Raw genomic sequence first — 26,500 nt, 5'->3', positions numbered from 1 at the left:
CATTGGTCGTGCTCAACGCTCTTCAGTCCTCAGGGAGCATAGGTCGCGCTCAACGCCTCAGGGAGCATTGGTCGTGCTCAACGCTTCTCAGTCCTCAGGGAGCGGGATCCGATGTCGCCAGACTCAGGCAGAAGCCGGGCCCACCAGCCGTTCGGCGGCGTCGACACCGGCGGCGAGGACGATGTGCAGGACCGTCAGCAGCGGCACGTCGTCGAGCTGGCTCGCCGGAAACGTGTAGTACTGCAGCACATCTGTGGTGACCCCCGCACGGTCGGAGCGTCGGAGGCTGCCGAAGCTGAGCTGAGCGGCGCACGCCTCGACGTCGTCCCGGAGCGTCGGGGTGTTGGGCAGGTCCATCGCGACCATCTGCGTCAGGGCCAGTACGTCGAGCCCGTCGGCCAGCGTGAGCACGCGGATGGAGGCACGCGTCGGACCGACCTGCACGACGAGGGAGTCGGCGTCGGGTCGGTCGACGGGACCGAGTTCGGCGACGATCTGCGCGGTCCGGTCGAGGAGCGCGGCGGCGTCGGTCACGACGGCTTCACCCCGCCGAATCGCCGGTCGCGCGAGGCGTATTCGAGACAGGCCGCCCACAGGTCACGCCGATCGAAGTCCGGGAAGAGTTTCTCCTGGTAGACCATCTCGGCGTACGCCGACTGCCACAGCAGGAAGTTCGAGATCCGCTGCTCCCCCGACGGACGCAGGAACAGGTCGACGTCGGGCATGTCCGGCTCGTCGAGGTACCGCGCGAAGGTCGACTCCGAGATGCGCTCCGGGTCGATCTCGCCGCGCGCCGCACGTCGCGCGATCTCCCGTGCGGCGTCGGCGATCTCGGCACGACCGCCGTAATTGACGCACATCGTGAGCGTCATCACGGTGTTGTCCCGGGTCATCTCCTCGGCGATCTCGAGTTCCCGGATCACGCTGCGCCACAACCGGGGTCGGCGTCCGGCCCAGCGCACCCGGACGCCCATCTCGTGCATCTCATCGCGTCGACGGCGGATGACGTCGCGGTTGAAGCCCATGAGGAACTTCACCTCGTCGGGGCTGCGCGACCAGTTCTCGGTGGAGAACGCGTAGGCGGAGAGCCAGCCGACCCCCAATTCGATACAGCCGCAGACGGTGTCCATCAACACGGCCTCACCGCGCTTGTGCCCCTCGGTGCGCGGGAGCCCGCGATCGGTGGCCCAGCGCCCGTTCCCGTCCATCACCAGCGCCACGTGCTTGGGCACGAACTCCGCGGGGATCGCCGGGGGCCGGGCACCGCTCGGATGTGGATCGGGGGGACGGACATCCGTCCGGACGCTCGCGGCCTTGCGTCCCTTCGCCGAACTACCCGGCCGCAACGCCATCGTCGACCCTCCTCACGCCCGTGTCCACACCCGTCTCCATCAGCCTATGAGGGGCGGTGCGTTCGATCAGCGGCAGGGTTCGGAGCTGGCGTTCCAGATGCCACTGCAGATGCGCGGCGGTGAGTCCGCTGGCCTGTCGACGCAGCGACGGCGTGGCGTCGACGACCTCATCCCACCGACCGCGGAACAGGGCTTCCATGAGGTCGAGCACGCCGGGCGAGGGGGTCGCCGATCCGGGTGGCCGGCACGGCAGACAGACGGCGCCGCCGGCGGCGACGTGGAAAGCGCGGTGAGGACCGGGTGTCGCGCACCGCGCGCACTCCTCGAGCGCCGGCATCCAGCCCGCGCTGTACATCGCGCGCAGCAGGTAGGCGTCGAGGATCAGTTCTCGCGGCCGGCGGTCGTCGGCCAGCGCGGCCAACGCCCCGACCGTCAGCCGGTGCAGCTGACGGGTGGGCGCTCGTTCCTCACCCGCGAGCCGCTCTGCGGTCTCGAGGACCGCGCAGGCCGTGGTGTAGCGCCCGTAGTCGGCGACGATGGCGTCGGCGAAGGCGTGCAGGCTGTGGACCTGGGTGACCACGTCGAGGCTGCGGCCGGGGTACAGATGTACGTCGATGTGAGCGAAGGGTTCGAGCCGGGCGCCGAACTTCGACCGCGTCCGCCGCACGCCCTTGGCGACCGCGCGCACGAGACCGTGCTCGGCGGTGAGCAGCGTGATGATGCGGTCGGCTTCGCCCAGCTTGTGCTGGCGCAGCACGACGGCCTCATCCCGGTAGAACCTCACCGGGACATTCTCCCACCGGGTGCCGACACGACGTGCCCCGACATGCCCGCCGGCCTACCCCGGATCGATGTCGAACGAGGTCAGCGGCCGCAGCAGCGAGCGCTTCTTCTCGACGTGACCACCCATCCGGTCGAGGATCGACGTCAGCGCCTCGATGGCCTCGACGATGTAGGGCCCCTTGTTCAGCATCACACCCTCCGCACGCCGGCTCATCGCGGCGTCGGTGACCTCGGCCCGGGACGGCACGCCCTTCTTGGCGAGTCCGTCGAGCACCTGCGTCGCCCAGATGACCGGCACATGCGCTGCCTCACACAGCCAGAGGATCTCCTCCTGCACTTCGGCGAGCCGGCCGAACCCTACCTCGACGGCGAGGTCGCCGCGGGCGATCATGACCCCGACCGCGTCCCAGCGCATCGCCTCGAGCAGCATCTGCGGGAGCGACTCGAAGGCCGCCCGGGTCTCGATCTTCAGCACGATGCCCACATCGGACGCACCGCGACGGTTCAGTTCGCCGATGAGGTCGGCCACGTCCTCCGGCGACCGGACGAACGAGCAGTTCACCATGTCGGCATGTGCCGCGACGAACTCGAGGTCATCGCGGTCCGACGCGGTGAGCGCCGGGATGTGCAGTGTCGTGTCCGGGAGGTTGATGCCCTTCTCGGCGCGGAGTTTCGTCCCGTCCGGCGCGGCACGCTCGACGTCGACCACGATCTCGCCGTCGAGCTTCTCCCGCACTCGCCCGGCGATCTTGCCGTCGTCGAACAACACCCGATGGCCCGCCTCGACGTCGTCGAAGGCGTCCCCGAGCTCGCATCCGATCCGATGCGGCCCGGTCCGGGTCGCCGGTGTCGGCGTGAGGTCGCGCTGCAACCGGATCTCGTCACCGGTGCGCACGAGCAGATGCTGACGCTTCTCGGGCAGATCGTCGACGACGATCGGAGCGGCGTCGGCAGAGCCCGACAACCCGATCGGCGTACCCGTCTCGTAGTAGACGGTGCGATCGCATTCGACGTCGATCCCCGCCTCGGACACCGCGACCACCTCGAGTCGCCGTCGGCGACCACGAGCGTCCCGTAGGCGCAACCGGTCTCCCTGCACGACGTCGGCGAGTGCGCGTACCGGGATGACCGCGTCGATGCCGTCGGGCAGGCGTGCGCCGGGGTCGAACGGTGCGGCACTGAGCCGCACCCGCGACCGCCGTTCGACGGTGCCATCGTCGGCGCGGACCGGTTTGACCTTGATCACCTTCGGTCCCGGTTCGAGCGGGCCGGTGCGCAACTTCGGACCGGCGAGATCCATGGCCACCCGCACCCGGCCGGGTAGAGCACGCACCGACTCGATCATCCGCGCCCATTCGGCCGGGCCGTCGTGTGCGCAGTTCACCCGCGCGACGTCCATTCCGGCGGCACCCATGGCGCGGACGAGGTCGGGGTCGTCGGCGGCCTGGGTCGGCATCGTGACCATCACACGGGTGGCCCGCTCGCCGTGCTCGTCACCGGGTCCGTCGGCGATGGCGTCATCGCCGCCACCGGGGTGCACGCGCCCGAGGAGCCGGTCGCGATTACGCGTCAGGGTCCGCACCCCGCCCGCGAGGTCACCCCAGATCGGATGCCGGGTGCGACCTTCGGCCAAGGCGTCCACCGTTTCGATCACCGTCTCGATCCACGAGTAGACGATCGACTCCATCCGGCCGAGACTCGACAGTCCGTGCGCGGACATCGACTCCTGCAGCGGACGCAGATCGCGGCGTCGCACCGCGACGTAGTGCACGAGGTTGCGGGCGCTGTCCCGGTGCTGGTCGGCGACCGCGGCGATGAGCGATTCGGCCTGCTCCTCGGCGCGGTCGAGGTCGTCGCGCAGTTCGTGCAGGGCCGAGGACAATTCGGGGATCGACATGACGACGGGGGTACCCATCCGGCCACCGTGTCAGACCCAGGTGAACGGTCGGGGCGAGGCGGCGCCGCCCGTGTCAGCCGGCGTTGACGATCTTGTCCAGCTTCGGCGGCAGCGTCATCCCACCCGGATATCGGTGCCAGCCCTTGCGGTCGTAGAACTTGGTGCCGAGCAGACCGAGGAGCACGCCGACGAGCAAGCCGATGAGGCACTGGATGATCGACCGGCCCAACCCCGCCGACAGGTCGGCGTCGAAGTACAGGACCGCACGCACACCGAGGTAGATCACGTGCATCGGCTCGATCGCGGCGATCCACTCGAAGAGGCGCGGACTCGCCTCCAGCGGTAGCGTCCCGCCCGACGACGGCAGGCCGAACACCACGAAGAAGAGCAGATTGAACAGCAGACCGGGGTTGCCGAACACCGCCATCATCGCGCTCGCGCTCACGCCGACGGCGAAGATGCCGAGGACCGAGAGCATCCAGAGCACGAAGCCGTTCGGGATCGACGTCCCGACCATCGCGCCGACGGCGATGAACAAGGTCGAGAGCACCACCGCGACCAGGAACATGATCGTCCACTTCGCCGCGAGCGTCGCCCACCGGCTGATCGCGAGCCGCTCGCGCAGCTGATAGAACGGCCCGTACTCGATGGGGGTCTGGCCGAGCATGCCGTCGACCACGATGCTGACCATCATCGCCCCGGTGAAGCCGGCGAGCACGAGCAGCAGGGTCAGGTAGAACGCCGACAATCCATTGCCCGCACCCTCCGGAAGCGGGGTCGGCTCGGACACCTCGACGGCCACCGGGCTCGCGAGCGCGAGCTGCGCCGCGCCGGTGAAGGTGATGTCGTTGCGCTCGAGCTGGGTACGGACCTGTTCGGTCAGCTGCGCGCCCACCTGCTCGTTGACCCGTTCACGGACCTGATCGGCGAGGGTGGTGGTGATCGACGACGCGAACGCCCCGGAGCCCCGGTTGATGAAGATGTCGATGGTCGGTTTCGCCGGTTCGGCGGTGAGGACCGTCGACCGGCCCAGTGCGACCGCCCGATTCGTGAAATTGGACCCGACGACGATGACGCCGTACACCTTGCCGCTGTTGAGTTCGGACAGCGCGGTCGAGCGGTCGGTGCGGGTCACGACGATCCCATTCTGCGCCGCCGAGGAGATGATGCCCTCGGCGACCTGGTCGCCGAAGTTCTGCGGCGTGGACTGTCCGTCGGCGTTCTGCACCTCACCACCCGCGTCCTCCTGCACCAGGGCGACGGGGAAGTCGTGGAGGTGACGCTGCGGGTCGACCACCGCCGCCATGTACAGCGCGGCCATCAGCGAGAACATCACCGCGACGAGAGCCAACGGTGCCAGCCAGAAACGCGGCGATCCGAGGACGCCGGCGATCGTGCGACCGGTCGGCTGGTCGGTGTCGGGCGCCTCGTGCGCTCCCCTACCGGTATCGTCCCCCGGCTGTTGTGGCGATTCGTGCGTTCCCATCGGCGTACCTCCCCGCAGGCTGCCCCTGCCGGCGCCAGGCCGTCAGGAACACGCTGCTAGAAACCCAATCGACGCAACTGCTTGGGGTCGCGTTGCCAGTCCTTGGCGACCTTCACGTGCAGATCCAGGTACACCTTGGTGCCCAGCAGCCGCTCGATCTGTGCGCGGGCAACTGTACCGACCTCCTTCAGACGCGCGCCCTTGCGGCCGATGATGATGCCCTTCTGGCTGTCGCGTTCGACGAACAACACGGCGTGGACATCGACCATCGGCGGTAGGTCGGGGTCGCGGTCCTCACGATCGATGACCTCCTCGATGACGACGGCCAGCGAGTGCGGCAGCTCGTCGTGCACCCCCTCGAGCGCGGCCTCGCGGATGAACTCCGCCATCAGCACCTGTTCGGGTTCGTCGGTGAGTTCGCCGTCCGGGTAGAACGCAGGGCCTTCCTCCATGAGGCTCACGAGCACGTCGGACAGCACGTCGAGCTGCTTGCCCGACTTCGCCGACACCGGAACCACGTCCGAGTCCGGCCCGAGTACCTGCGACAGCGCGAGCAGCTGTTTGGCGACCTGCTCCGGCCCGACCCGGTCGATCTTGGTGACCACCCCGACGATCGTCGTGCGCGGCGCCATCTCGCGGACCTGCGAGATGATCCACCGGTCACCCGGACCGATGGCCTCGTCGGCCGGTATGCAGACTCCGATCACGTCGACCTCGGAGTAGGTGTCGCGGACGAGGTCGTTCAGGCGCTGACCCAGCAGGGTGCGCGGTCGGTGCAGGCCCGGGGTGTCGACGAGGATCAGCTGGGCGTCGGGCCGGTTGACGATCCCGCGGATGGTGTGGCGGGTGGTCTGCGGACGATTCGAGGTGATCGCGATCTTCTCGCCGACCAGGGCGTTGGTGAGCGTGGATTTGCCGGTGTTGGGCCGGCCCACGAAACAGACGAAGCCCGAACGGAACTCAGGCATCCGCGCGCCCCAGCCGCTGCTGAGGACGACCCGCGGTGTCGGTGAGGACCGCATAGGCCTCCGGGCTCAGCTCGTGCAGGGTGTCCAGGCCCGGGTCGCCGGCGTCACCGTTGACGACGACCGCCGCCTCGAAGGAGCGGGCGCCGCTCGAGATCGCCGACGCCACCGCGACCTGGAGTCCGGTGAGGGTCAGCGAGCGGGTCCGCACGTCGGCCCCGGCGTAGGTGCGACCGTCGCCGTCCCGGACCGCCGCGCCCGAGGGCGACTCGGCGCGCGCCAGCGCACCTCGGGCGAGCACCACGAGCTTGCGATCCTCGTCGGAGAGGGTCTCGGTCACTGGTTCATCCTTGCTCTCGACTCGCCTGCGCGCTCCTGGCCGGCGGTGTCCGTGTCCTGGTCGTCGTGGGCGCTGCCCGTGGTGCGCTCGCCACCTCCCTGCGATCGACTCGACTGCCCGCCGTGCTCGTCGCGTCGGGAATCCTCGTCCGCGTCGGGGACCCGGGTGACCAGCACCGTGATGATGCGTTGGCGCCCTTGGCGATTGGGCCCACCCTCGGCCACCAGCTGCAGCCCGTGCGACTCCACCCGGGCGCCGGGCAGTGGCACCCGCCCCAGTTCCAGACCCACGAGTCCGCCGACCGTCTCGACCTCTTCCTCGGCGATCTCGACGCCGAACAGCTCGCCGAGATCCTCCACCGGCAGTCGTGCCGACACCCGGTACGACCCGTCGCCCAGGTCTTCGACCGGTGCGAGCTCGTCGATGTCGTACTCGTCGGTGATCTCGCCGACGATCTCCTCCAGCACGTCCTCGATGGTCACCAGCCCGGCGATGCCGCCGTACTCGTCGACGAGCATCGCCATGTGGTTGCGCTCTCGCTGCATGTCGGCGAGGACCCGGTCCAGTGGCTTGGAGTCGGGGATGAACTCGGCCTCGCGCATCACGTCGACCACGCGGAGGGTCGTGGGATCGATCCGCTGGGCGACCGTGCGCGCCACCAGATCCTTGAGGTACACAATGCCCAGGACGTCGTCGGTGTTCTCCCCGATCACCGGGATCCGCGAATGTCCGGACCGCGTCGCGAGACTCGTGGCCTGCAGCGCGGTCTTGTCGGCCTCGATCCACACCATCTCCGGGCGCGGGACCATCACCTCGCGGGCACTGGTGTCGCCGAGGTCGAAGACCGACTGGATCATCCGGCGCTCGTCGGCCGCGACGACGCCCGAGGCCTCGGCGAGGTCGACGACCTCGCGCAACTCGACCTCGGTGGCGAACGGACCGTTGCGGAACCCGCGACCCGGGGTGAGGGCGTTGCCGATCAGGATCAACAGCCGGGTCAGCGGTTTGAGCAGCACGCCGAGCGCGAACAACAGGTACGACGACGACAGCGCGATCGTGTACGCGTGCTGCCGGCCGAGCGTGCGGGGGCCGACGCCGACGGCGACGTACGAGACGACCGTCATGGCGGCGATGGCCACCGCCAGTCCCCCGCCGACGCCGATCAGCTGCGTCGCGGCGACCGCGACGAGCGCGACCGCCGCGGCCTCGCACACGACTCGGAGCAGCACCACGAGGCCGACATAGGTCGCACGCGCCTCGAGGATGCCCGCCAGGCGGCGCGCACCGGCGCGCCCTTCCCGGACCATGTCGTCGACCCGGGCGTTCGACACCGTCGACACCGCGGTGTCGACGGCCGCGAAGACGCCGCCCACCACGATCAACACGACTGCCGCCACGATGAACCAGTAGTCGGAGGTCACCCTCGGTCCTCCTCGGACCGCGACTGCTCGGGCACCGACTGGGCACCGGGGGTCGGTGAATCTCCCTCGGCTCCGGTGAACCCGATGTTGGACAGCAGCCGGGAATCGCGGTCGGTCTGTCGCTGCTCCTGGGCGCGACGGTGACGGTCGGCGTAGAACGCGTCGAGGATGCGGTTCTGCAGTCCGAACATCTCGCGCTCCTCCTCCGGCTCGGCATGGTCGTAGCCGAGAAGGTGGAGCACTCCGTGGATGGTCAGCATGGCGAGCTCGTGCTCGAAGGACCGCTTGGCCTCGCGCGCCTGTTTCCGGGCGAAGTCCGGGCACAGCACGATGTCCCCGAGAATCGCCGGGCCCGGGTCGGTCGCATCCGGCCGCCCGCCGGGCACCAGTTCGTCCATCGGGAAACTCATGACATCGGTCGGGCCCGGCAGGTCCATCCACTGGACGTGCATGTCGGCCATGGTGTCCTCGTCGACACACAGCACCGACAGCAACGCGGCCGGGTTCACGTCCATCGCGGTGACCGCGAAACGCGCGGCGTCGATGATCAACTCGGCCGGGACCTCGACCCCGGATTCGTTGGCCAGTTCGATGCTCATGAGCGACGACCCTGCGCCGCTGCCCGGCGTGCGGCGCGATTGCCGCCGATGGCCGTGTTGGGCAGACCCCGCTGCGCCTCCTCGGCCCGCCCGTAGGCGTCGACGATGTCGGCGACCAGGCGGTGCCGGACCACGTCCTGGCTGGTGAGGCGGGCGAAGTGGATGTCGTCGATGCCCTCGAGGATCTCCGACGCGGCGAGGAGACCGCTGCGGGCGCCGCCGGGCAGGTCCACCTGGGTGACGTCACCGGTCACGACGACCTTGGAACCGAAACCGAGGCGCGTGAGGAACATCTTCATCTGCTCGCTCGTGGTGTTCTGCGCCTCGTCGAGGATGATGAACGCGTCGTTCAGGGTGCGGCCGCGCATATAGGCCAGCGGCGCGACCTCGATGACCCCGGCCGCCATCAGCTTCGGGATCGCGTCGGGGTCCATCATGTCGTGCAGCGCGTCGTACAGCGGGCGCAGGTACGGGTCGATCTTCTCGCTCAGCGTGCCCGGCAGGAAGCCGAGACGTTCGCCGGCCTCGACCGCCGGCCGCGTCAGGATGATGCGGTTGACCGACTTCGACTGCAGCGCCTGCACGGCCTTGGCCATCGCCAGATAGGTCTTGCCGGTGCCGGCCGGGCCCAGTCCGAACACGATGGTGTGCTCGTCGATCGCGTCGACATAGTGCTTCTGGTTGAGTGTCTTGGGCCGAATCGTCTTGCCGCGGCGCGACAGGATGTCCAGTGACAGCACATCGGCGGGCGATTCCTCGGTGCCATCGGACAGCATCGAGACGCTGTGCCGGACGAGATCTGGTGTCAGCGGGGTTCCGCGCCCGACGAGGTCGACGAGTTCGGCGATGACGCGCTCGGACGCGGCTACCTCGGCGGGTTCACCGGTCAATGTCACCTGGTTGCCGCGGACGTGGATGTCGGCGGGCAGGAGCTGCTCGAGGGTACGCAGGTTGACGTCACTCGCGCCGAGCAGCCCGAACACGACTCCGGGAGAGACTTCGACAGTGGATGTGACCCCAGACCGGCGCGGCTGCGTACGGCTGGATTGCCCGCTCTGGTCGGGGTTGTCGTCACTCACGTATGAAATCACTCCTGGTGTTCTGGTCCGGATGGATGTTCGGTTCTGGATGCGGCGCCCCCGGCCGACGCGGTCGCGGCGGCAGGGGTGTGGTCAGTGTATCGCGGTGCAACAGCCGATCAGCAGGCAATATTTCCGTCAGATCCCGAGCACGCGGATCGTCTGTCGCGTGCCGACGCTGCGCGGTTCGACGAAGGCGTCGTGCCCCTCACCGGGGACGACGATGAGTTCGGCGGACTGTCCGCGTGCGATCGCGGCGTCGACGTACCGGCGGCTGGACTCGACCGGGATCAGGTCATCGGCGTCGCCGTGGATCGCGACGACGTGGGCGTCGACCACCGGTGCCAGCAGTGGTGAGGCGTCGGAGTAGCGGCGCGGCGACTCGCTGAACGGCCGACCCATGAACGCCCGCACCGACTCCCGGTCCGCTGCACCGACGGTGTCGAGCACGGCCGCCTGGGCGATCACGGTGGTGATGGTGGCCGTGGCGGTCCGGGCTCCGAGCTGACCGACGGCCCAGACCGCGAGCTGACCACCCGCGGAATGCCCGACGACCGCGGTCGAGGCGAAGTCGACAGCGCCGGGCGGGAGCAGGTCACGGACGGGACCGTCCAGGGCACCGAGCGCGTCGAGGACATCCCGGCCGGTGTTCGGCCACCCGCCGCCCTCTTCGCCCACCCGGCGGTACTCGATGTTCCACACCGCCGCCCCGCGTTCGGCGAGCATCCGGGCGATCGCGGTCTGGGTCGTCGACCCGAACTCGACAGACCAGGACCCGCCGTGGACGAGCACCACGAGCCGCGTCGGCGTCGCGGCGCCGAGCCCCTCGGAAGGCACGTACAGGTGCCCGAATTGGGAAGGCGCAGAGCCGTATTCGATCTTGGTCCGACGCACCGGACGGCGTCCGACGACACTCATCGGGCCCACCGGCGGGTGAGCACCCCGATCGCGCCGAGGGCCACCGCGGCGGCCGTCGACGTACGCAACACCTCGGGGCCGAGCACGACCGAGTGCGCACCGAGCGCGGTCAGGTCGGCGACCTCGCCGGCATCGAGTCCGCCCTCGGGCCCGACCACGAGCAGGATCTCGGTGGCGTCGGCGAGGGGTAGCCGGGCCAGGGGTTGCGCGGCTTCCTCGTGCAGGACGGCGACGACCCCTCCCCGCGCCACGACGTCCGCGCAGCGGGCCCGGACGTCGATGGTGGTCGCGAGGTCGGTGATCTCCGGAATCCATGGTCGACGGCTTTGTTTGGCAGCTGCCGAGGCCGCGGCCCGCCATTTGGCAACGCCCTTGTCCGCCTTGCCCGTCCACCGCGACACGCACCGCAGCGCCTGCCACGGCACGATGACGTCGGCGCCGGCCTCGGTGGCGAGGTCGACCGCGAGCTCGGACCGCTCCGACTTCGGGAGCGCCTGCACCACGGTCACCTGCGGGGTCGAGCGAGCCTCGAACGCGAGGTCGTGGACGGTCGCCACCAGTGTGTCCTTGGCGGTGATCTCCCGGATCTCGCAACCGCCGACCGAGCCGGCGCCGTCGCCGACGAGGATCCGTTCGCCGACGCCCAGCCGGGCGACGGTGACCGCATGACGACCCTCGGCGCCGCTCAGGATCAGGTCAGCGCCGGGCGCGGGCACGGAGTCCGCCCAGAACAGCGGTGGACTCACCGCGTACCCGCCGTCCCGAACGCGCACATCCACTCGGAGATCGCCGCCGCGGACACCAGATGCCTACTTCCCGGCGAACGCGTTGCGCAGCCGCGAGAAGAGACCGCCGGGCGCCGCGGCCGCCGAGGTGTTGACGACCTCGATCTCGTCGGCGGCGATCTTGCGGTACTTCTTCAGTGCTTCGGTCTGCGCCGCATCGAGTCTGGTCGGTACGACGACGTCGAGGTGGACGTGCATGGTGCCGCGCACACCGGAGCTGACGTGCGGCATGCCCTGCCCGCGCAGCTTCACGATCTGGCCCGGCTGCGTGCCGGGCGCGACCGTCACGGTGACCGGGTCGCCGAGAATCGTCTCCACCTCGAACTCGGCGCCGAGCGCGGCGTCGGCCATCGGGACCTTGACGGTGCAGTGCAGGTCGTCCTTGTCGCGCAGGAACACCTCGTGCGGCCGTTCGGAGACCTCTACGTACAGATCGCCGGCGGGGCCGCCGCCGAGACCCACCTCACCCTGACCGGTGAGGCGAACCCGCATGCCGTTCTCGATTCCGGCCGGGATGCGCACGGTCATCGTGCGTCGCGAGCGGTAGCGTCCGTCGCCGCCGCACTTGTGGCAGGGGTCGGGGATGACCTCGCCGACGCCGTGGCAGGTCGGGCACTCGCGCACGGTCATGACCTGCCCGAGGAAGGAGCGCTGCACCGACTGGATCTCCCCGGCGCCCTTGCAGATGTCGCAGGTGACCGGCTTGCTGTCGCCGTTGGTTCCCGAGCCGGTACACACGTCGCAGAGGATCGCGGTGTCGACGGTGATCTCCTTGGCGACCCCCTTGGCGCACTCGGCGAGATCCAGGGTCACGTTCACCAGCGCCGGCTCACCCGGCTGGACACGGGACTTGGGTCCGCGGCCCGAGCCGAAGCCCCCGCCACCGCCGCCGAAGGCACCGCCGTTGCCGAAGAACGCCTCGAAGACGTCGCCGAATCCCCCGCCGCCGCCACCGAAACCGCCGAAGCCGCCCGCACCGGCGCCGGCCAGCGGATCGCCGCCGGCGTCGACGATGCGACGCTTCTCCGGATCGGTCAGCACCTCGTAAGCGGTGCTGACCTCTTTGAACTCGTCTTCTTTGCCCGGGTTGACGTCGGGGTGCAGCTCCCGCGCCTTCTTGCGGTAGGCGCGCTTGAGCTCCTGATCACTGGCGCCCTTCGCCACTCCCAGGATTGCGTAGTAGTCACGTGCCACGGTTGTAGTGATCCTTCGGTCTCAGTTGGTGCCTGGCGGCGGGTGCTCTCACGATCGCGCGACGCGCGGATGGACCGGCCGTCCCCACCGTCGTCCCGGCTCGGTGTCGCGAGCGGCCGCCGTCGACGCTGCGGTGTGCCCGACAGCGATCATGGAGAAACAGCGATCATCGTTCGGCGAGCACCTCGCCGATGTACTTGGCAACGGCCGCCACCGAGGCGATGGTTCCCGGATAGTCCATCCGTGTGGGGCCGAGCACACCGACGCCGCCGAACACGGTTCCCGAAGCACCGTACCCTGTCGACACGACCGAGGTCCCACGCAGGTTCTCGGTCCGGGTCTCCTCGCCGATCTGCACCGTGACCTGGCCCATGTCCTGGGTCGTCGCCAAGATCTTGAGCACCACCACCTGCTCCTCGAGGGCTTCGAGAACGGTGTCCATCCCGCCGACGACCGGGGTGAAGTCGGCCGCCGACCGCGCGAGGTTCGACGTGCCGCCCAGCACCAGCCGGTCGTCACCGCGTTCGACGAGGGTCTCCACCAGCACGGTGGCGATGTTGAGCACCGCACCGCGCAGATCCTCGGGCGCGGAGTTGGCGAGCTCGGCGACCGCGGCCGACGCGGCTTCGAGCCGTTTGCCGTGCAGTGCGGCCGAGAACAGATCGCGCAACCGGGCGATCTCGTCCTCATCGTGGTCTTCGCTCAGCGCCACCATGCGCTGTTCGACCCGGCCGTTGTCGACGATGACGACCAGCAGCAGGCGCGACGGCGACAGGGTGACGACCTCGAGGTGACGCACGGTCGCCGCCGACAGCACCGGGTACTGGATGACCGCGACCTGTCTCGTCAGCTGGGCGAGGAGCCGCACCGAGCGCCGGAGCACGTCGTCGAGGTCGACGCCGGAGTCGAGCACCGAGAGGATCGCCCGGCGCTCGGCGGCCGACAGCGGCTTGATCTCGCTGATCCGGTCGACGAACATCCGGTAGCCCTTGTCGGTGGGCACCCGGCCGGAGCTGGTGTGCGGCTGGGTGATGTATCCCTCTGCCTCCAGGACCGCCATGTCGTTGCGGACGGTGGCACTCGACACCCCCAGCTGGTGTCGCTCCACGAGCGCTTTCGAACCGATCGGTTCCTGCGTGTCGACGTAGTCGGTCACGATCGCACGCAAGATCTCGAAGCGACGATCATCGGTGGTAGACACGCGGCACACCTCCTGACTCGGGTCCCTGCCATACAGTTGGGTGCGTTCCATAGTACGAAATGGGATCGCGATCACCGTGCCACGGCGCGGTGTCGCGCACTGACCGTCGACGCGTCGTCGCAGATCAGCAATCGTCGAGGCACGGGCGTCGGAGGAGTTCGCATGATCTTCAAGGGGGTGCGGGAGGGCAAGCCCTATCCCGACCACGGGCTGTCGACGCGTGGTTGGGCCAAGATCCCGCCGCGGCAACTCCGGCTCGACCAGCTGACGCCGATCACGAAGGTCCTCGCCCTGGACAAGCTCCTCAGCGAGGACTCCACCTTCTACGGCGACCTGTTCGCCCACGTCGTGCGGTGGGAGGGCGAGCTCTACCTCGAGGACGGACTGCATCGCGCGGTGCGGTCGGCGCTGCGCAACCGGCACATCATCCACGCGCGCACCCTCGACCTCGACGCCCTGGACCTGTCCGATGCGGCCAAACCCCTCGACGAGCAACTCGAGGACACCGCCGAGATCCCGGCGCGCCGGCCCCCGACCACGCCCGACGGCCCCGGTGCGCATCGGCGCGGGGCGCGATCGACGGGCTGGACGAGTCCGCCTCGCCCCGATCAGAGCTGGTAGGCCGACAACCGGCCCCGCGTCAGCCCCAGAGCACGCGGCGGATCACGCCGTCGGCCAGCAACCGACCCGCGTCGGTGAGCACGTAGGCGTCGTCGGCCGCGGTGAGCAGTCCGTCGGCACGGAGTTGTTCGGCATGCGCGGTCTCGGCGTCGTCGAGGAGATCGCGCGGCAGTCCGGTGCGGCACCGGGTGGTCAGCATGACGGCCTCGAGGTGCCGGTCCTCGGGGGTCAGCTGTTCTGCCGATGCGATGGGCAAGACCCCGTCCGCCAGCGACTTCGCGTAGCGCGCAGGATGTTTGGCGTTCAGCCAGCGCACGCCCGCGACGTGGGAATGCGCCCCCGGACCGATGCCCCACCAGTCGTGGCTGTGCCAGTAGGCGATGTTGTGACGACACACCGACTTCTCGCCGCGGGCCCAGTTCGACACCTCGTACCAGTCGAGTCCGTCCGCACGCAGACGGCGGTCGAGGATCTGGTAGCGGTCGGCGAGGACGTCGTCGTCGGGTGCGGGCATCTCCCCGCGCCGGATGCGGCGGGCGAGCGCGGTGCCGTCCTCGACGATCAGCGCGTAGGCCGACACGTGGTCGACCCCGGCGTCCAGCACCGCGTCGACGGTGGCGTGCAGGTCGGCGTCGGTCTCGCCGGGCGTGCCGTAGATCAGGTCGAGGTTGACGTGGTCGAACCCGGCCGCTCGTGCCTCCCTGGCGGCCGCAACCGCCCGACCCGGGGTGTGCGTGCGATCGAGCAGCCTGAGCACGTGTGCGGCGGCCGACTGCATGCCGAGCGAGATGCGGGTGAAACCGGCGGACCGGAGGTCGTCGAAGAACTCCGGCGAAGTCGACTCCGGATTCGACTCGGCGGTGATCTCGACGTCGTCGGACAGGTCGAAGTGGACCCGGACGGCGTCGAGGAGTCGTGTGAGGCCGTCGCCGCCGAGCAGCGACGGCGTGCCCCCGCCGACGAAGATCGTCGAGACCGGCCGGGTGGGGGCCAGCATCCGCGATGCCGCCTCGAGCTCGCGGGCGACCGCGTGCTGCCACGATTCCGGTGACGACGACGAACCGAGTTCGCCCGCCGTATAGGTGTTGAAATCGCAGTACCCACACCGGGTCGCGCAGAACGGGACGTGCAGGTACAGCGCGAGAGGCACGTCCGCGTCGACGTCGCGGCACGCAGCGGCGACCAGGTCGGCTGCGATGGTGGTGGTGTCGACGTTCACCGTTCCATGATGCCGATCGCGGCGGCGTGGGAGGAAATCGTCGCCCCGATCGGGAACAGCACGGTCCTCGACGGCGTTGTGCGGCGCAGGCAGGTGTGGAGGCCGGCCCGGTTTTCCATCACCATGATGGAAAATAACCCCAAGTAGACGAGCCGATAGGGAGCGTGGCACTATGGACCGCGTGATTTTCCCCGGGGTGTGGCTCGCAGCTCGCCGCCACATTGATCTCAAGCGCGTCAACAGCGCTTTCTGTCGCATCTAGCGACGTCTCGGCCCCGATTTGTCCCCGATTCCCTGGGGATGCCGGCACGTTTCAGCCCGTAACTCGTGCAACGAACGCCGGCCCTGTGCGCCGGCACAGGAGAGTTCATGACGTCCACCACCGACGCCCCCGCCGCTTCCGGTCCGGGTGCACCGAACGACGCTGCCGCTGCAGAGCCGGTCGCCCCGAAGCCCGCGCGCCCGGCCCGCAAGGCCCGTCCGACCAAGCGCCGCGCCGAGGGTCAGTGGAAGCTCGGTTATCGCGAGCCGCTGAACCCCAACGAGCAGGTCAAGAAGGACGACAACCCGCTCAACGTGCGTGCGCGCATCGAGAACATCTATTCCAAGCAGGGTTTCGACTCGATCGACAAACAGGACCTGCGCGGCCGGATGCGCTGGTGGGGTCTCTACACCCAGCGCGCCGAGGGTTACGACGGCACCTGGACCGGCGACGAGAACATCGACATCCTCGAGGACAGCCACTTCATGATGCGGGTGCGCTGCGACGGCGGTGCGCTCAACGTCGAACAGCTGCGCACCCTCGGTGAGATCTCCACCGAGTTCGCCCGCGACACCGCCGACCTCTCCGACCGGGAGAACGTCCAGTACCACTGGATCCGCATCGAGGACGTCCCGACCATCTGGGAGCGCCTCGAGGGCGTGGGGCTGCAGACCACCGAGGCCTGCGGCGACTGCCCCCGCGTCGTGCTGGGTTCGCCGCTCGCCGGCGAGTCCCTCGACGAGGTCCTCGACCCCACCCCGGCCATCGACGAAATCGTCCGCCGCTACATCGGCGACCCGAAGTACTCGAACCTGCCGCGCAAGTTCAAGACCGCGATCTCGGGCCAGCAGGACGTGGTCCACGAGATCAACGACGTCGCGTTCGTCGGCGTCGTGCATCCCGAGCACGGCCCCGGACTGGACCTCTGGGTCGGCGGCGGATTGTCCACCAACCCGATGCTCGCCCAGCGCGTCGGCGCCTGGGTGCCGCTCGACGAGGTGCCCGACGTCTGGGAGGCCGTGGTCTCGATCTTCCGCGACTACGGGTACCGACGTCTGCGCGCCAAGGCGCGGCTGAAGTTCCTCATCAAGGACTGGGGCATCGAGAAGTTCCGCCAGGTGCTCGAGGACGAATACCTGGGGCGCAAGCTGATCGACGGCCCGGCGCCGGAAAAGCCGGAGCGTCCGATCGACCACATCGGTGTGCAGAAGCTGAGCAACGGACTCAACGCGATCGGCTTCTCCCCCATCGCCGGTCGCGTCTCGGGCACGATCCTGACCAAGACCGCCGACGCGGTCGCCGCGGCCGGTTCCGACCGTGTGCGCTTCACCCCGTACCAGAAGCTGATCGTCCTCGACGTCCCCGACGACAAGGTCGAGTGGCTGATCGACGAGCTCAAGCCGCTCGGCCTGCACGGCCGGCCCACACGGTGGCGCCGGAACCTGCTGGCGTGCAGCGGCATCGAGTTCTGCAAGCTGTCGTTCACCGAGACCCGCAAGCGCTCGCAGGTCCTCGCCCCGGAACTGGACGAGCGGCTGTCCGACATCAACGCGAAGCTCGACGTGCCGATCACGGTGAACATCAACGGCTGCCCCAACTCCTGCGGACGGTCGCAGATCGCCGACATCGGCTTCAAGGGACAGCTCGTCGAGGACGCCGACGGCAACCAGACCGACGGCTTCCAGGTCCACCTCGGCGGCAGCCTGGGCCTGGACTCGGGTTTCGGTCGCAAGTTGCGCCAGCACAAGGTGCTGGGTACCGAACTGGGCGACTACATCGAGCGCGTGGTCCGCAACTTCGTCGACCAACGCGAAGAGGGTGAACGGTTCGCGCAGTGGGCCGTTCGTGCCGATGAGGAGGCGCTGCGATGACCATCGAGACCACCACCCGTACGGGCCGGCGCTTCAGCGAGGACCAGCTGCGGGACATCGCCGAGAAGGGTGCTGCGGACCTCGGTTCCGACGCCACCCCGGAGGAATTGATCCGCTGGACCGCGCAGACCTTCGGCACCAACTTCGTCGTCGCGTCGAACATGCAGGACGCGGCCCTGGTCGACCTCGCCGTGAAGAACATCGACCGTGAGTTGCTCGACGGCGACCCGGTCAAGGTGCTCTTCCTCGACACCGGATACCACTTCGCCGAGACCATCGGCACCCGCGACGCCGTCGAGCAGGTCTATAACCATTCTGCCCCTCGCTTCGCTCGACCGGGCGTGGAGATGGTGAACCTGACCCCCGAGCACAGCGTCGCCGAGCAGGACGAACTGTTGGGCCGCAACCTCTTCGCCCGCGACCCGGGCGAATGCTGCCGACTGCGGAAAGTCGTGCCGCTCAAGGCCGGGCTCGCCGGGTACGACGCGTGGATCACAGGCATCCGTCGTGTGGAGGCACCGACTCGGGCCAACGCCCCGCTCATCTCCTTCGACGAGGGCTTCGGACTGGTCAAGATCAATCCGATCGCGGCCTGGTCCGACGAGACGATGCAGGACTACATCGACACCAACGGCGTGCTGGTGAATCCGCTCGTCGACGAGGGATACCCCTCGATCGGGTGCGCACCGTGCACCGCCAAACCCGAACCCGGATCCGATCCGCGCAGCGGCCGCTGGGCCGGTCGCGCCAAGACAGAATGTGGGCTGCACGCATGACCGTGACCGAAACACCGTCCGTTCCGGCGACGCCCGGCGTGGCCGCTGCCCAGACGAGCGGCGCCGCCGCTGCCCAGACGAGCGGCGCCGCCGCGGAGGCCGACGAGTTCACCACACTCGACGCCCTGGAGTCCGAGGCGATCCACATCTTCCGCGAGGTCGCGGGAGAGTTCGAGCGGCCGGTGATCCTGTTCTCCGGCGGCAAGGACTCCACCGTGCTCCTGCACGTCGCGCTCAAGGCGTTCTGGCCTGCGCCCCTGCCCTTCTCGCTGCTGCACGTCGACACCGGGCACAACCTGCCCGAGGTCCTCGAGTTCCGTGACCAGGTCGTGGAACGGCACAACCTGCGCCTGCATGTGGCCAAGGTGGAGGACTACCTCGCCGACGGTCGGCTCACCGAGCGCCCCGACGGGGTCCGCAACCCGCTGCAGACCATCCCCCTGCTCGACGCGATCACCGAGAACCGTTTCGACGCGGTGTTCGGCGGCGGTCGGCGCGACGAGGAGCGGTCGCGCGCCAAGGAGCGGATCTTCTCGCTGCGCAACGCCTTCGGCCAGTGGGACCCGAAGCGACAGCGCCCCGAGCTGTGGAACCTCTACAACGGCCGCCACGCCCCGGGCGAGCACGTGCGGGTGTTCCCGCTGTCGAACTGGACCGAGCTCGACATCTGGCGCTACATCGCTCGCGAACAGGTGCTCCTCCCGTCGATCTACTACGCCCACGAGCGCGAGGTCTACCAGCGCGACGGCATGTGGATGACCTCGGGAGTCTGGGGCGGTCCCCGCGAAGGCGAAGAGGTGCAGCGACTCTCGGTGCGCTACCGCACCGTCGGCGACGGCTCCTCGACCGGCGCGGTCCTGTCCGACGCCACGGACAACGAGGCCGTGCTCGCCGAGGTCGCCGCGTCGCGGCTGACCGAGCGTGGCGCAACCCGTGGCGACGACCGGGTCTCCGAGGCCGCCATGGAAGACCGTAAGCGCGAAGGATATTTCTGATGAAGCACGCTCCTGATCTCCTCCGCATCGCGACCGCGGGCAGCGTCGACGACGGTAAGTCCACGCTGGTGGGCCGCCTGCTGTACGACACGAAATCCGTTCTGGCCGACCAGATCGACGCGGTCACGAAGGCGTCGGTGGACCGCGGTCTCGACACCCCGGACCTGTCGCTGCTCGTCGACGGGCTGCGGGCCGAGCGCGAACAGGGCATCACCATCGATGTCGCCTACCGCTACTTCGCCACTCCCGCGCGCTCGTTCGTGCTCGCCGACACCCCCGGGCACGTCCAGTACACCCGCAACACGGTGTCGGGTGCGTCGACTGCGCAACTGGTGATCCTGCTCGTCGACGCCCGCACCGGCGTCGTCGCCCAGACCCGCCGCCACGCCGCGGTGATGGCCCTGCTCGGCGTGCCCCAGCTGGTGCTCGCGGTCAACAAGATCGACCTCGTGACCGATCAGGCATCGGTGTTCGCCGAGATCTCCGCTGAGTTCGCCGAACTCACCCGATCGCTGGGCTGGTCCGACGAGCAGGTCACCGCGATCCCGGTGTCGGCGCTGCACGGCGACAACGTGGCCCACCGCTCGGAGACCACCGCCTTCTACGACGGGCCGACACTCATCGAGCATCTCGAGACCGTGCCCAATCTGGTGGAGCGCAACGACGTCGGCCTGCGGTTCCCGGTCCAGTACGTCATCCGTCCCCGCACGCCGGAACACCCCGACTACCGCGGTTACGCGGGTCAGATCGCCGCCGGCCGGGTCTCCGTCGGCGACGAGGTGGTCGTCCTGCCGTCGGGGCAGCGGACCACCGTCAGCCAGATCGACACCGCCGACGGCGAATTGCCCACCGCGCACACCGGACGCAGTGTCACGATTCTGCTGACAGACGACGTCGACATCTCGCGCGGCGACCTCATCGCCGCCGCCGCTGACGCCCCGGAACCGTTGCAGCAGTTCAGCGCAACGGTCTGTTGGCTCGCCGAGAAGCCGCTGCGCCCGGGCGCTCGCCTGCTCCTCAAGCACGGCACCAAGACCACCCAGGCGATCGTCGGCGCCCTCGACGCGCTGTTCGACGAGCAGAACCTCGCCCTGGTGGAGGCTCCGGAATCGGTGGAGCTCAACCAGATCGTGCGGATCTCGGTGCAGACCGCCGAGCCGATCCCGGCCGACGACTACCAGGTCAACCGGGAGTCGGGCAGCTTCCTGGTCATAGACCCGCAGGGCGGGAACACGCTGGCCGCGGGCCTCGTGGGCGACGCCTTGGCGCCGCTCCATCTCAAAGAGTTGGTGTGACACCGACTCTCGTCCTCGCCGCACACGGCAGTCGCGATCCGCGCTTCGGCGCGACCGCGCGCCGTGTGCGGAACGCCGTCGCGTCGAGCCTGCCCGGTGTCGAGGTGGTGCTCTCCTATCTCGACCTCGACGAGCCACTCGTGGGCGACGTCCTCGGACAGCTGGGCGGGTCGGATTCGCCGCACCACGGTCCCGTCGTCGTACCGATGCTGCTGTCGGCGGGGTACCACCACAAGATCGACCTACCGTCGATCATCGCGTCGCGACGTCCGACCGCCCGGCAGACCGACGTCATGGGGACCCGGTCGTTGGCCGGGGCACTGGCGGACCGTCTGATCGAGGCCGGCCTCGGCCCCCACGACGGTGTGATCCTGTCCGCGGTCGGTTCCTCCGACCCGGCTGCCGATCGTTCGGTGCGCCTACGGGCGATCGAACTCTCGACACGGCTCCACCGTCCGGTCGAGGTGGTCTTCGCGACCAAGCTGGGGCCGCACAACCGCGCCGTCGTCTCGGCGGTGCGCCGACTCCGCGCCGGCGGTGCCCGACGTATCGCGGTGAGTCCGTACTTCCTGTCGGCCGGACTGCTCACCGAGCGAGTCGAGTCGGCGCTCGACGCCCTGTTCGACGACACCCTCGTCGCCGGCCCCCTCGGCACCCATCCGGACGTCATCGAGGCGATCGGGTCGCTCTACCGCACGGCGGCGGATCAACGAGCTGTCCCCGCGGTCCGCTGACCTCGAACCTCTGCTCCCTGAGGTGCGAGGAGCGTTAGCGACGAGCCACGAAGGGCGGGCGAGGCACGTCACCATGCTCTTCGTGGCTCGCTTCGCTCGCACCTCAGGGAGCATGAGAAACAAGCCGCGAAGCGGATGACGCTCAGCCCGTGACAAGCCAGGCGATGATGACCAGGACCAGCAGCGCGAGCAGCGCGAAGGTGACCGGCGAACGCAGTATCTTCTTCACAATCCGGTCCCGTCGTCGTCGGCGAAGCGGCGTCGGTCGACCAGCGTGGCGGCGGCGTCGACCAGCAGACTGAGCGCGTAGGCGATGAGGATCGCCACCGGGATCACGACGGCGACGGTCACCAGCAACTGGGGCACGAAGGACAGGCCCGTGAGCCACTCCTCCACGCTGTCCCACCAGTCGAAGAACGCCGACACCTCATCACCCCGTCATCCGTGCATCCGTTCCCGCGGGGAGCCGTATACCCGTCCGCGGCATCTGCGTCGCTCCGAGTCCGTGATCACCGCCACTGTCTCGGTCACGGGAGCCGAGTGGCGTCGGCGAGAACCCGTCGCAATGATGGAACTCATGTCTGTCGCAGATGACTCCACCGTAACGTCCCTGCCGACCGTGCCGCCGCGGGCATCCGGGACCGCGGCCGACGCCGACGTCTCCCCGGCGGCTCCCCCGGCACCGTCGCACACGAGCGCCTTCCCGCCGATCGGCGACTACGCGTTCCTATCCGACACCGAGACCAACTGTCTCATCGCGCGCAACGGCTCCGTCGAGTGGATGTGCATCCCCCGGCCCGACTCCCCGAGCGTCTTCGGCGCCATCCTCGACCGTAGTGCCGGCCACTTCCGACTGGCGCCCTACGGCGTGAACGTCCCGGTGGATCGGCGCTACCTGCCCGGCAGCCTGATGGTCGAGACCACCTGGCAGACCGACACCGGTTGGATCATCGTCCGTGACGCACTGGTCATGGGTCCGTGGCACGACAACGAACGTCGTTCGAAGACGCACCGCCGGACGCCCACCGACTGGGACGCCGAACACATCCTGCTGCGCACCGTGCGCTGCGTGTCCGGCACCGTCGAACTGCACATGAGTTGCGAACCCGCCTTCGACTACCACCGCGGGACGACGAAGTGGGAGTACTCGGGCCCGGCCTACGGCGAGGCGATCGCGACCGCCAAGGACACCGATGCCGACACGCCCACCCTGAAACTCACCACGGACCTCCGGCTGGGTCTGGAGGGTCGCGAAGCGCGGGCACGTACCCGGCTCGTCGAAGGCGACAACCGCTTCGTCGCACTCAGCTGGTCCCGGCAGCCGGCGCCGCAGAACTTCGAGGAAGCCGCCCAGAAGATGTGGGCGACAAGCGAGTCGTGGCGACAATGGATCAACATCGGCAGCTTCCCCGATCATCCGTGGCGCTCACATCTGCAGCGTTCGGCCCTCACGCTGAAGGGACTCACCTACTCCCCGACCGGCGCGCTGCTCGCCGCCGCGACCACGTCGCTGCCGGAAACCCCTCAGGGCGAACGTAACTGGGACTACCGCTATGCGTGGGTGCGTGACTCGACCTTCGCCCTGTGGGGTCTCTACACGCTCGGTCTCGACCGCGAGGCCGACGACTTCTTCTCCTTCATCGCCGATGTCTCGGGCATCACCAACGGTGAACGTCATCCGCTGCAGGTGATGTACGGCGTCGGCGGCGAACGCACCCTGGAAGAGGAAGAGCTGACCCATCTCTCGGGCTACGACGGCGCCCGGCCGGTCCGTATCGGCAACGGCGCGTACAACCAGGCACAGCACGACATCTGGGGCACGATGCTCGACTCGGTGTACCTCAACATCAAATCGCACGAAGCGGTGCCGGAGACGCTGTGGCCCGTGTTGAAGGCCCAGGTCGAAGAAGCGATCAAGCACTGGAAGGACCCCGACCGCGGCATCTGGGAGGTGCGTGGGGAGCCGCAGCATTTCACGTCGTCGAAGGTGATGTGCTGGGTTGCGCTCGACCGCGGGTCACGCCTCGCGACGATGCACGGCGAGCAGGCGCACGCGCGCGAATGGGCGGCGATCGCGGAGGAGATCAGGGCCGACGTCCTGGCGCACGGGGTCAACGAGCGCGGGGTGTTCACCCAGCGTTACGGCGACGACGCGCTCGATGCCTCGTTGCTGCTCGTCCCGCTGCTGCGATTCCTGCCGCCGGACGACCCCCGGGTGCGCGCAACGGTTCTCGCGATCGCCGACGAACTCACCGAGAACGAACTGGTGCTCCGCTACCGGGTCGAGGAGACCGACGACGGCCTCAGCGGCGAGGAGGGTACGTTCACCATCTGCTCGTTCTGGCTGGTGTCGGCCCTCGTCGAGATCGGCGAACTGCCACGGGCGAAGACGCTGTGTGAACGACTGCTGTCCTACTCGAGCCCGCTCAAGCTGTACGCCGAGGAGATCGACGCCAAGACCGGACAGCACCTCGGCAACTTCCCGCAGGCGTTCACCCACCTCGCCCTCATCAACGCGGTGATGCATGTGATCCGCGCCGAGGAAGCCGCCCACCAGGCCACCTTCCAGCCGGCGAATCACTGACCTCGATCGTGACCTTCAGTCCCGACATCAACGGCATCCCATTGATGGTCGGGGTAGTCGCTGCCCACGGTGGTGAGCGTGTTGCTGTCGGCCCCGTTCGGGAGATCCCACGCATGTGTGAGAGAGGCGACACCTCGTCGGAGAGTCGCATCCTGCGCGGTGACCGCGACAACCGAACCATGCCTCGAGCGAATGGTGACCGGACCGCCTGCATCGACGCCCAGGGCTCGCAGATCGGCCGGGTGCAAGCTGACAGGACTCGTGGGCGCCCGCGTCTCTGTCCACTCCCGGCCGGCACCCACACTGTTCGCCGCCTCGCGCATGCGCCGGACGATGAGAGAGAATTCGTTGTCGCCGTGCGGTTCTGGCTCCTCTTCCACCAACTCGCTCAGTTCACGTCCGACATCCTCGGGCAGAACCGAGAACCGGGCCGTACCGCGGCCTGGCTCGACGATCTGTGACGGAACGTCGAAGATATGACCGTGAGCGTGCTCGGCGACGTCGCTGAACGGCACCTGCGCGCCGACAGTCGCTGCCCTGAGGACCGTCTCGGTGGATGGCGTCGCTGCACTGGTTAATTCGGCGTCGTTGACCCTCAGCTCGATGCCGAGTGCACGCGCCAGCGCCCAGAGCACCTCGGCGTCGTCGATCAACTCCGAATCCGGCGGAGCCTCGTCGACGGGCTCGGTGTACTGGGCGAACGGGACCGAGCTCCGCCCGGCCGTCATCGACAGATCAGCGCGTTCGAACTGCAGCCGTGACGGAAAGACGACATCGGCGTATCTGGTTGTCGCCGTGTGGAAAGGCACCACACAGATCAACAGTTCCAACGACTTGAAGGCGCGTTCGATGGATCGTCGTCCCGGTACGGCGGCGACCGGATTTCTTCCGATCGAGAGCATCGCTCGGATCTGGCCGTCCCCCGGTGTGAGGATTCCCTCGGCCATCACCGCACACGGCAACTCCATTCCCCCATACACACTCGGTATCCGCCCCAGGCCGCGAACCCTGGTTCTGGGCACGCTGTCCCACGGACGCCCGGGAGCCACGACCTCCGCGCGGCGGGGCGACGCGGGTGTGGTGACACCGGGATTGGTCACCGTTTCGCCGGCGCGGAGGAACCGACCGGTGATCACGTTCAGACACTCCACGAGGTGGTCCGTGAGGTTCGATCGGACCGACATCGTGGCTCCCGTGCTGGTACCCGCGCATCCGCGCGTGGCGCCTGCGAACATCTCCGCCGCGCGGACGAGGTCTGCGGACTCGAGGCCGGCACGATCCGCGACAAGGGCCGGCGTGAACGGCTCGACGCCGCGCCGTAACTCGTCGAAACCGTCGACGTACCGCGCGCAGAAGTCCGAGTCGTGGAGACCTCGACTGATGATCTCCCGCAGCAGGCATGCGATGATCGCGGCGTCCTGCCCGGGTCGGGGTTGCAGGTGGAGCGCGGCGTAGGCAGCGGTCTCGGTACGCCGCGGATCGATGACGATCAACTTCATCCCGCGTCGTCGGGCCTGCTGAAAACTGCGGGTCACATGCCAGGACGAGTTGCCCGCGCCGGACGTCACCGACACCAGAGGATTGCTTCCGACGATCATCCACGTGTCTGCCGTCTCCCACCGATGTCGACCTGCTGACCACGAGCCGAGACGACCGGCCGTGACGGTCTTCGCGGATTGATCGATGGTCCATGGCGAGAAGAACGACGTGGTCCCCAGTGCCTGTGCGAACGCCGGGGCCAGGATCGCTCCCGCTGAGTTGAAGTAGCCCTGCGTACCCCCGAACAGAGCTATCGCGTCCGGGCCGTCTCGCTCGAGGATCGTCCTGAGCCGCGACGCCGCGAAATCCACGGCTTCTTCCGCGGTCACCGTCCGGAACCCACCTTCGGGGTCCCGGACGAGCGGCCGGAGTATGCGATCAGGGGACGTCGCGTGCCGAAACGAGTTGAGCCCCTTATGGCAGGCGTACCCGGCCGAGAGCGGATGCTCTCGGTCGCCGACCACACGGGTCACCTCGCCGTTCGCGACTGTCGCGATCAATCCACATGTCGCGCTACAGATCCGGCAGAACGTCGGTTGCGTTCGACGTTCGGTGGTGTGGTCGCCCCTCAGCGGCATCACGAC

24 protein-coding genes are annotated in these 26,500 nt (G+C 68.7%); 7 read left to right on the top strand and 17 right to left on the bottom strand.

The genetic code is table 11. From position 1 onward, the window contains the following. Window positions 1-123: 123 nt before the first annotated feature. The 14 genes from KB201_RS20040 to hrcA all read right to left on the bottom strand — a co-directional run bounded on the left by KB201_RS20040 (window position 124) and on the right by hrcA (window position 14,020). Window positions 124-534 carry a hypothetical protein gene (locus KB201_RS20040; protein ID WP_068970366.1) on the bottom strand — a complete coding sequence of 137 codons (411 nt, stop codon included), beginning with the start codon at window positions 532-534 and terminating at the stop codon, window positions 124-126. Continuing rightward, the gene (locus KB201_RS20035) at window positions 531-1,352 is read right to left on the bottom strand and encodes an isoprenyl transferase (protein ID WP_165629860.1); all 822 of its coding nucleotides are present in this window, start codon (window positions 1,350-1,352) and stop codon (window positions 531-533) included. The genes KB201_RS20040 and KB201_RS20035 overlap by 4 nt, the downstream gene beginning before the upstream one ends. Continuing rightward, entirely contained in the window at window positions 1,333-2,136 is an 804-nt protein-coding gene (recO, locus tag KB201_RS20030) for a DNA repair protein RecO (protein WP_055475472.1), read from the bottom strand. The genes KB201_RS20035 and recO overlap by 20 nt, the downstream gene beginning before the upstream one ends. A gap of 54 nt (window positions 2,137-2,190) precedes the next feature. After that, the gene (locus KB201_RS20025) at window positions 2,191-4,050 is read right to left on the bottom strand and encodes a pyruvate kinase (protein WP_211540200.1); all 1,860 of its coding nucleotides are present in this window, start codon (window positions 4,048-4,050) and stop codon (window positions 2,191-2,193) included. Window positions 4,051-4,105: 55 nt separating this feature from the next. Then, complete coding sequence (locus KB201_RS20020; RefSeq protein WP_211540199.1) at window positions 4,106-5,518, bottom strand: YhgE/Pip domain-containing protein; 1,413 nt, start codon at window positions 5,516-5,518, stop codon at window positions 4,106-4,108. Window positions 5,519-5,574: 56 nt separating this feature from the next. Beyond that, complete coding sequence (era, locus tag KB201_RS20015) at window positions 5,575-6,486, bottom strand: GTPase Era (protein WP_211540198.1); 912 nt, start codon at window positions 6,484-6,486, stop codon at window positions 5,575-5,577. Continuing rightward, window positions 6,479-6,823, bottom strand: a complete 345-nt coding sequence (locus KB201_RS20010) for a hypothetical protein (protein ID WP_078112894.1) — start codon at window positions 6,821-6,823, stop codon at window positions 6,479-6,481. Before KB201_RS20010 ends, era begins: the two co-directional genes overlap by 8 nt. Continuing rightward, a complete protein-coding gene (locus KB201_RS20005) occupies window positions 6,820-8,244 on the bottom strand; it encodes a hemolysin family protein (RefSeq protein WP_211540196.1) in 1,425 nt (474 codons plus the stop codon). The genes KB201_RS20010 and KB201_RS20005 overlap by 4 nt, the downstream gene beginning before the upstream one ends. Beyond that, window positions 8,241-8,843, bottom strand: coding sequence for an rRNA maturation RNase YbeY (gene ybeY, locus KB201_RS20000; RefSeq protein ID WP_055475477.1), 603 nt, complete (start codon window positions 8,841-8,843; stop codon window positions 8,241-8,243). The genes KB201_RS20005 and ybeY overlap by 4 nt, the downstream gene beginning before the upstream one ends. After that, complete coding sequence (locus KB201_RS19995) at window positions 8,840-9,922, bottom strand: PhoH family protein (RefSeq protein ID WP_055475523.1); 1,083 nt, start codon at window positions 9,920-9,922, stop codon at window positions 8,840-8,842. The genes ybeY and KB201_RS19995 overlap by 4 nt, the downstream gene beginning before the upstream one ends. Before the next feature lie 138 nt (window positions 9,923-10,060). Continuing rightward, window positions 10,061-10,840 (bottom strand): S9 family peptidase, encoded by a 780-nt coding sequence (locus KB201_RS19990; RefSeq protein ID WP_055475524.1) that lies wholly within the window; start codon window positions 10,838-10,840, stop codon window positions 10,061-10,063. Beyond that, window positions 10,837-11,586 (bottom strand): 16S rRNA (uracil(1498)-N(3))-methyltransferase, encoded by a 750-nt coding sequence (locus KB201_RS19985; protein WP_211540211.1) that lies wholly within the window; start codon window positions 11,584-11,586, stop codon window positions 10,837-10,839. The genes KB201_RS19990 and KB201_RS19985 overlap by 4 nt, the downstream gene beginning before the upstream one ends. 63 nt (window positions 11,587-11,649) lie before the next feature. Further along, window positions 11,650-12,819 (bottom strand): molecular chaperone DnaJ, encoded by a 1,170-nt coding sequence (gene dnaJ / locus KB201_RS19980; RefSeq protein WP_058252082.1) that lies wholly within the window; start codon window positions 12,817-12,819, stop codon window positions 11,650-11,652. Between the two features lie 166 nt (window positions 12,820-12,985). Then, complete coding sequence (gene hrcA, locus KB201_RS19975; RefSeq protein ID WP_055475525.1) at window positions 12,986-14,020, bottom strand: heat-inducible transcriptional repressor HrcA; 1,035 nt, start codon at window positions 14,018-14,020, stop codon at window positions 12,986-12,988. Between the two features lie 162 nt (window positions 14,021-14,182). On the opposite strand from hrcA, the gene KB201_RS19970 reads away from it, so the two are divergent. Next, complete coding sequence (locus tag KB201_RS19970) at window positions 14,183-14,641, top strand: type II toxin-antitoxin system VapB family antitoxin (RefSeq protein ID WP_058252083.1); 459 nt, start codon at window positions 14,183-14,185, stop codon at window positions 14,639-14,641. Window positions 14,642-14,660: 19 nt separating this feature from the next. On the opposite strand, the gene hemW is transcribed toward KB201_RS19970, so the two are convergent. Beyond that, window positions 14,661-15,860 carry a radical SAM family heme chaperone HemW gene (gene hemW, locus KB201_RS19965; protein ID WP_211540194.1) on the bottom strand — a complete coding sequence of 400 codons (1,200 nt, stop codon included), beginning with the start codon at window positions 15,858-15,860 and terminating at the stop codon, window positions 14,661-14,663. A gap of 369 nt (window positions 15,861-16,229) precedes the next feature. On the opposite strand from hemW, the gene KB201_RS19960 reads away from it, so the two are divergent. From KB201_RS19960 to KB201_RS19940, 5 genes are read left to right on the top strand one after another with little or no spacing between them, the layout of a single operon-like run. After that, the gene (locus tag KB201_RS19960) at window positions 16,230-17,993 is read left to right on the top strand and encodes a nitrite/sulfite reductase (RefSeq protein ID WP_211540193.1); all 1,764 of its coding nucleotides are present in this window, start codon (window positions 16,230-16,232) and stop codon (window positions 17,991-17,993) included. Beyond that, on the top strand, window positions 17,990-18,769 hold the full coding sequence (locus tag KB201_RS19955; RefSeq protein ID WP_055475483.1) for a phosphoadenylyl-sulfate reductase: 780 nt from the start codon (window positions 17,990-17,992) through the stop codon (window positions 18,767-18,769). Before KB201_RS19960 ends, KB201_RS19955 begins: the two co-directional genes overlap by 4 nt. Beyond that, entirely contained in the window at window positions 18,751-19,764 is a 1,014-nt protein-coding gene (gene cysD / locus KB201_RS19950; protein ID WP_211540191.1) for a sulfate adenylyltransferase subunit CysD, read from the top strand. The genes KB201_RS19955 and cysD overlap by 19 nt, the downstream gene beginning before the upstream one ends. After that, window positions 19,764-21,059 carry a sulfate adenylyltransferase subunit 1 gene (locus KB201_RS19945; protein WP_211540189.1) on the top strand — a complete coding sequence of 432 codons (1,296 nt, stop codon included), beginning with the start codon at window positions 19,764-19,766 and terminating at the stop codon, window positions 21,057-21,059. Before cysD ends, KB201_RS19945 begins: the two co-directional genes overlap by 1 nt. Further along, complete coding sequence (locus KB201_RS19940; RefSeq protein WP_211540187.1) at window positions 21,056-21,793, top strand: sirohydrochlorin chelatase; 738 nt, start codon at window positions 21,056-21,058, stop codon at window positions 21,791-21,793. Before KB201_RS19945 ends, KB201_RS19940 begins: the two co-directional genes overlap by 4 nt. Before the next feature lie 225 nt (window positions 21,794-22,018). Here the strand turns inward: KB201_RS19940 and KB201_RS19935 are convergent, their stop codons facing one another. Beyond that, window positions 22,019-22,219 carry a hypothetical protein gene (locus tag KB201_RS19935; RefSeq protein WP_211540185.1) on the bottom strand — a complete coding sequence of 67 codons (201 nt, stop codon included), beginning with the start codon at window positions 22,217-22,219 and terminating at the stop codon, window positions 22,019-22,021. A gap of 151 nt (window positions 22,220-22,370) precedes the next feature. On the opposite strand from KB201_RS19935, the gene KB201_RS19930 reads away from it, so the two are divergent. Beyond that, a complete protein-coding gene (locus tag KB201_RS19930) occupies window positions 22,371-24,377 on the top strand; it encodes a glycoside hydrolase family 15 protein (protein WP_078112966.1) in 2,007 nt (668 codons plus the stop codon). Here KB201_RS19930 and KB201_RS19925 read toward each other — a convergent pair. Continuing rightward, window positions 24,371-26,494, bottom strand: a complete 2,124-nt coding sequence (locus KB201_RS19925; RefSeq protein WP_249146121.1) for a molybdopterin-dependent oxidoreductase — start codon at window positions 26,492-26,494, stop codon at window positions 24,371-24,373. The genes KB201_RS19930 and KB201_RS19925 overlap by 7 nt on opposite strands. Window positions 26,495-26,500: the final 6 nt, after the last annotated feature.

Origin of the sequence: Gordonia sp. SCSIO 19800 (genome assembly GCF_018132775.1) — a bacterium.
Classification (GTDB): Bacteria; Actinomycetota; Actinomycetes; order Mycobacteriales; family Mycobacteriaceae; genus Gordonia; species Gordonia hongkongensis.
The sequence above is the reverse complement of the archived record's forward strand: the minus strand, read 5'-3'. Positions and strand labels throughout refer to the sequence as shown.

Excerpts from the sequence above, each read along its gene's own strand:
- KB201_RS20035 (WP_165629860.1), bottom strand. The coding sequence starts at position 1,352 with ATGGCGTTGCGGCCGGGTAGTTCGGCGAAGGGACGCAAGGCCGCGAGC.
- KB201_RS20025 (WP_211540200.1), bottom strand. The coding sequence starts at position 4,050 with ATGGGTACCCCCGTCGTCATGTCGATCCCCGAATTGTCCTCGGCCCTG.
- KB201_RS20020 (WP_211540199.1), bottom strand. The coding sequence starts at position 5,518 with ATGGGAACGCACGAATCGCCACAACAGCCGGGGGACGATACCGGTAGG.
- era (WP_211540198.1), bottom strand. The coding sequence starts at position 6,486 with ATGCCTGAGTTCCGTTCGGGCTTCGTCTGTTTCGTGGGCCGGCCCAAC.
- ybeY (WP_055475477.1), bottom strand. The coding sequence starts at position 8,843 with ATGAGCATCGAACTGGCCAACGAATCCGGGGTCGAGGTCCCGGCCGAG.
- KB201_RS19990 (WP_055475524.1), bottom strand. The coding sequence starts at position 10,840 with ATGAGTGTCGTCGGACGCCGTCCGGTGCGTCGGACCAAGATCGAATAC.
- KB201_RS19970 (WP_058252083.1), top strand. The coding sequence starts at position 14,183 with ATGATCTTCAAGGGGGTGCGGGAGGGCAAGCCCTATCCCGACCACGGG.
- KB201_RS19960 (WP_211540193.1), top strand. The coding sequence starts at position 16,230 with ATGACGTCCACCACCGACGCCCCCGCCGCTTCCGGTCCGGGTGCACCG.
- KB201_RS19955 (WP_055475483.1), top strand. The coding sequence starts at position 17,990 with ATGACCATCGAGACCACCACCCGTACGGGCCGGCGCTTCAGCGAGGAC.
- cysD (WP_211540191.1), top strand. The coding sequence starts at position 18,751 with ATGTGGGCTGCACGCATGACCGTGACCGAAACACCGTCCGTTCCGGCG.
- KB201_RS19945 (WP_211540189.1), top strand. The coding sequence starts at position 19,764 with ATGAAGCACGCTCCTGATCTCCTCCGCATCGCGACCGCGGGCAGCGTC.
- KB201_RS19930 (WP_078112966.1), top strand. The coding sequence starts at position 22,371 with ATGTCTGTCGCAGATGACTCCACCGTAACGTCCCTGCCGACCGTGCCG.
- KB201_RS19925 (WP_249146121.1), bottom strand. The coding sequence starts at position 26,494 with ATGCCGCTGAGGGGCGACCACACCACCGAACGTCGAACGCAACCGACG.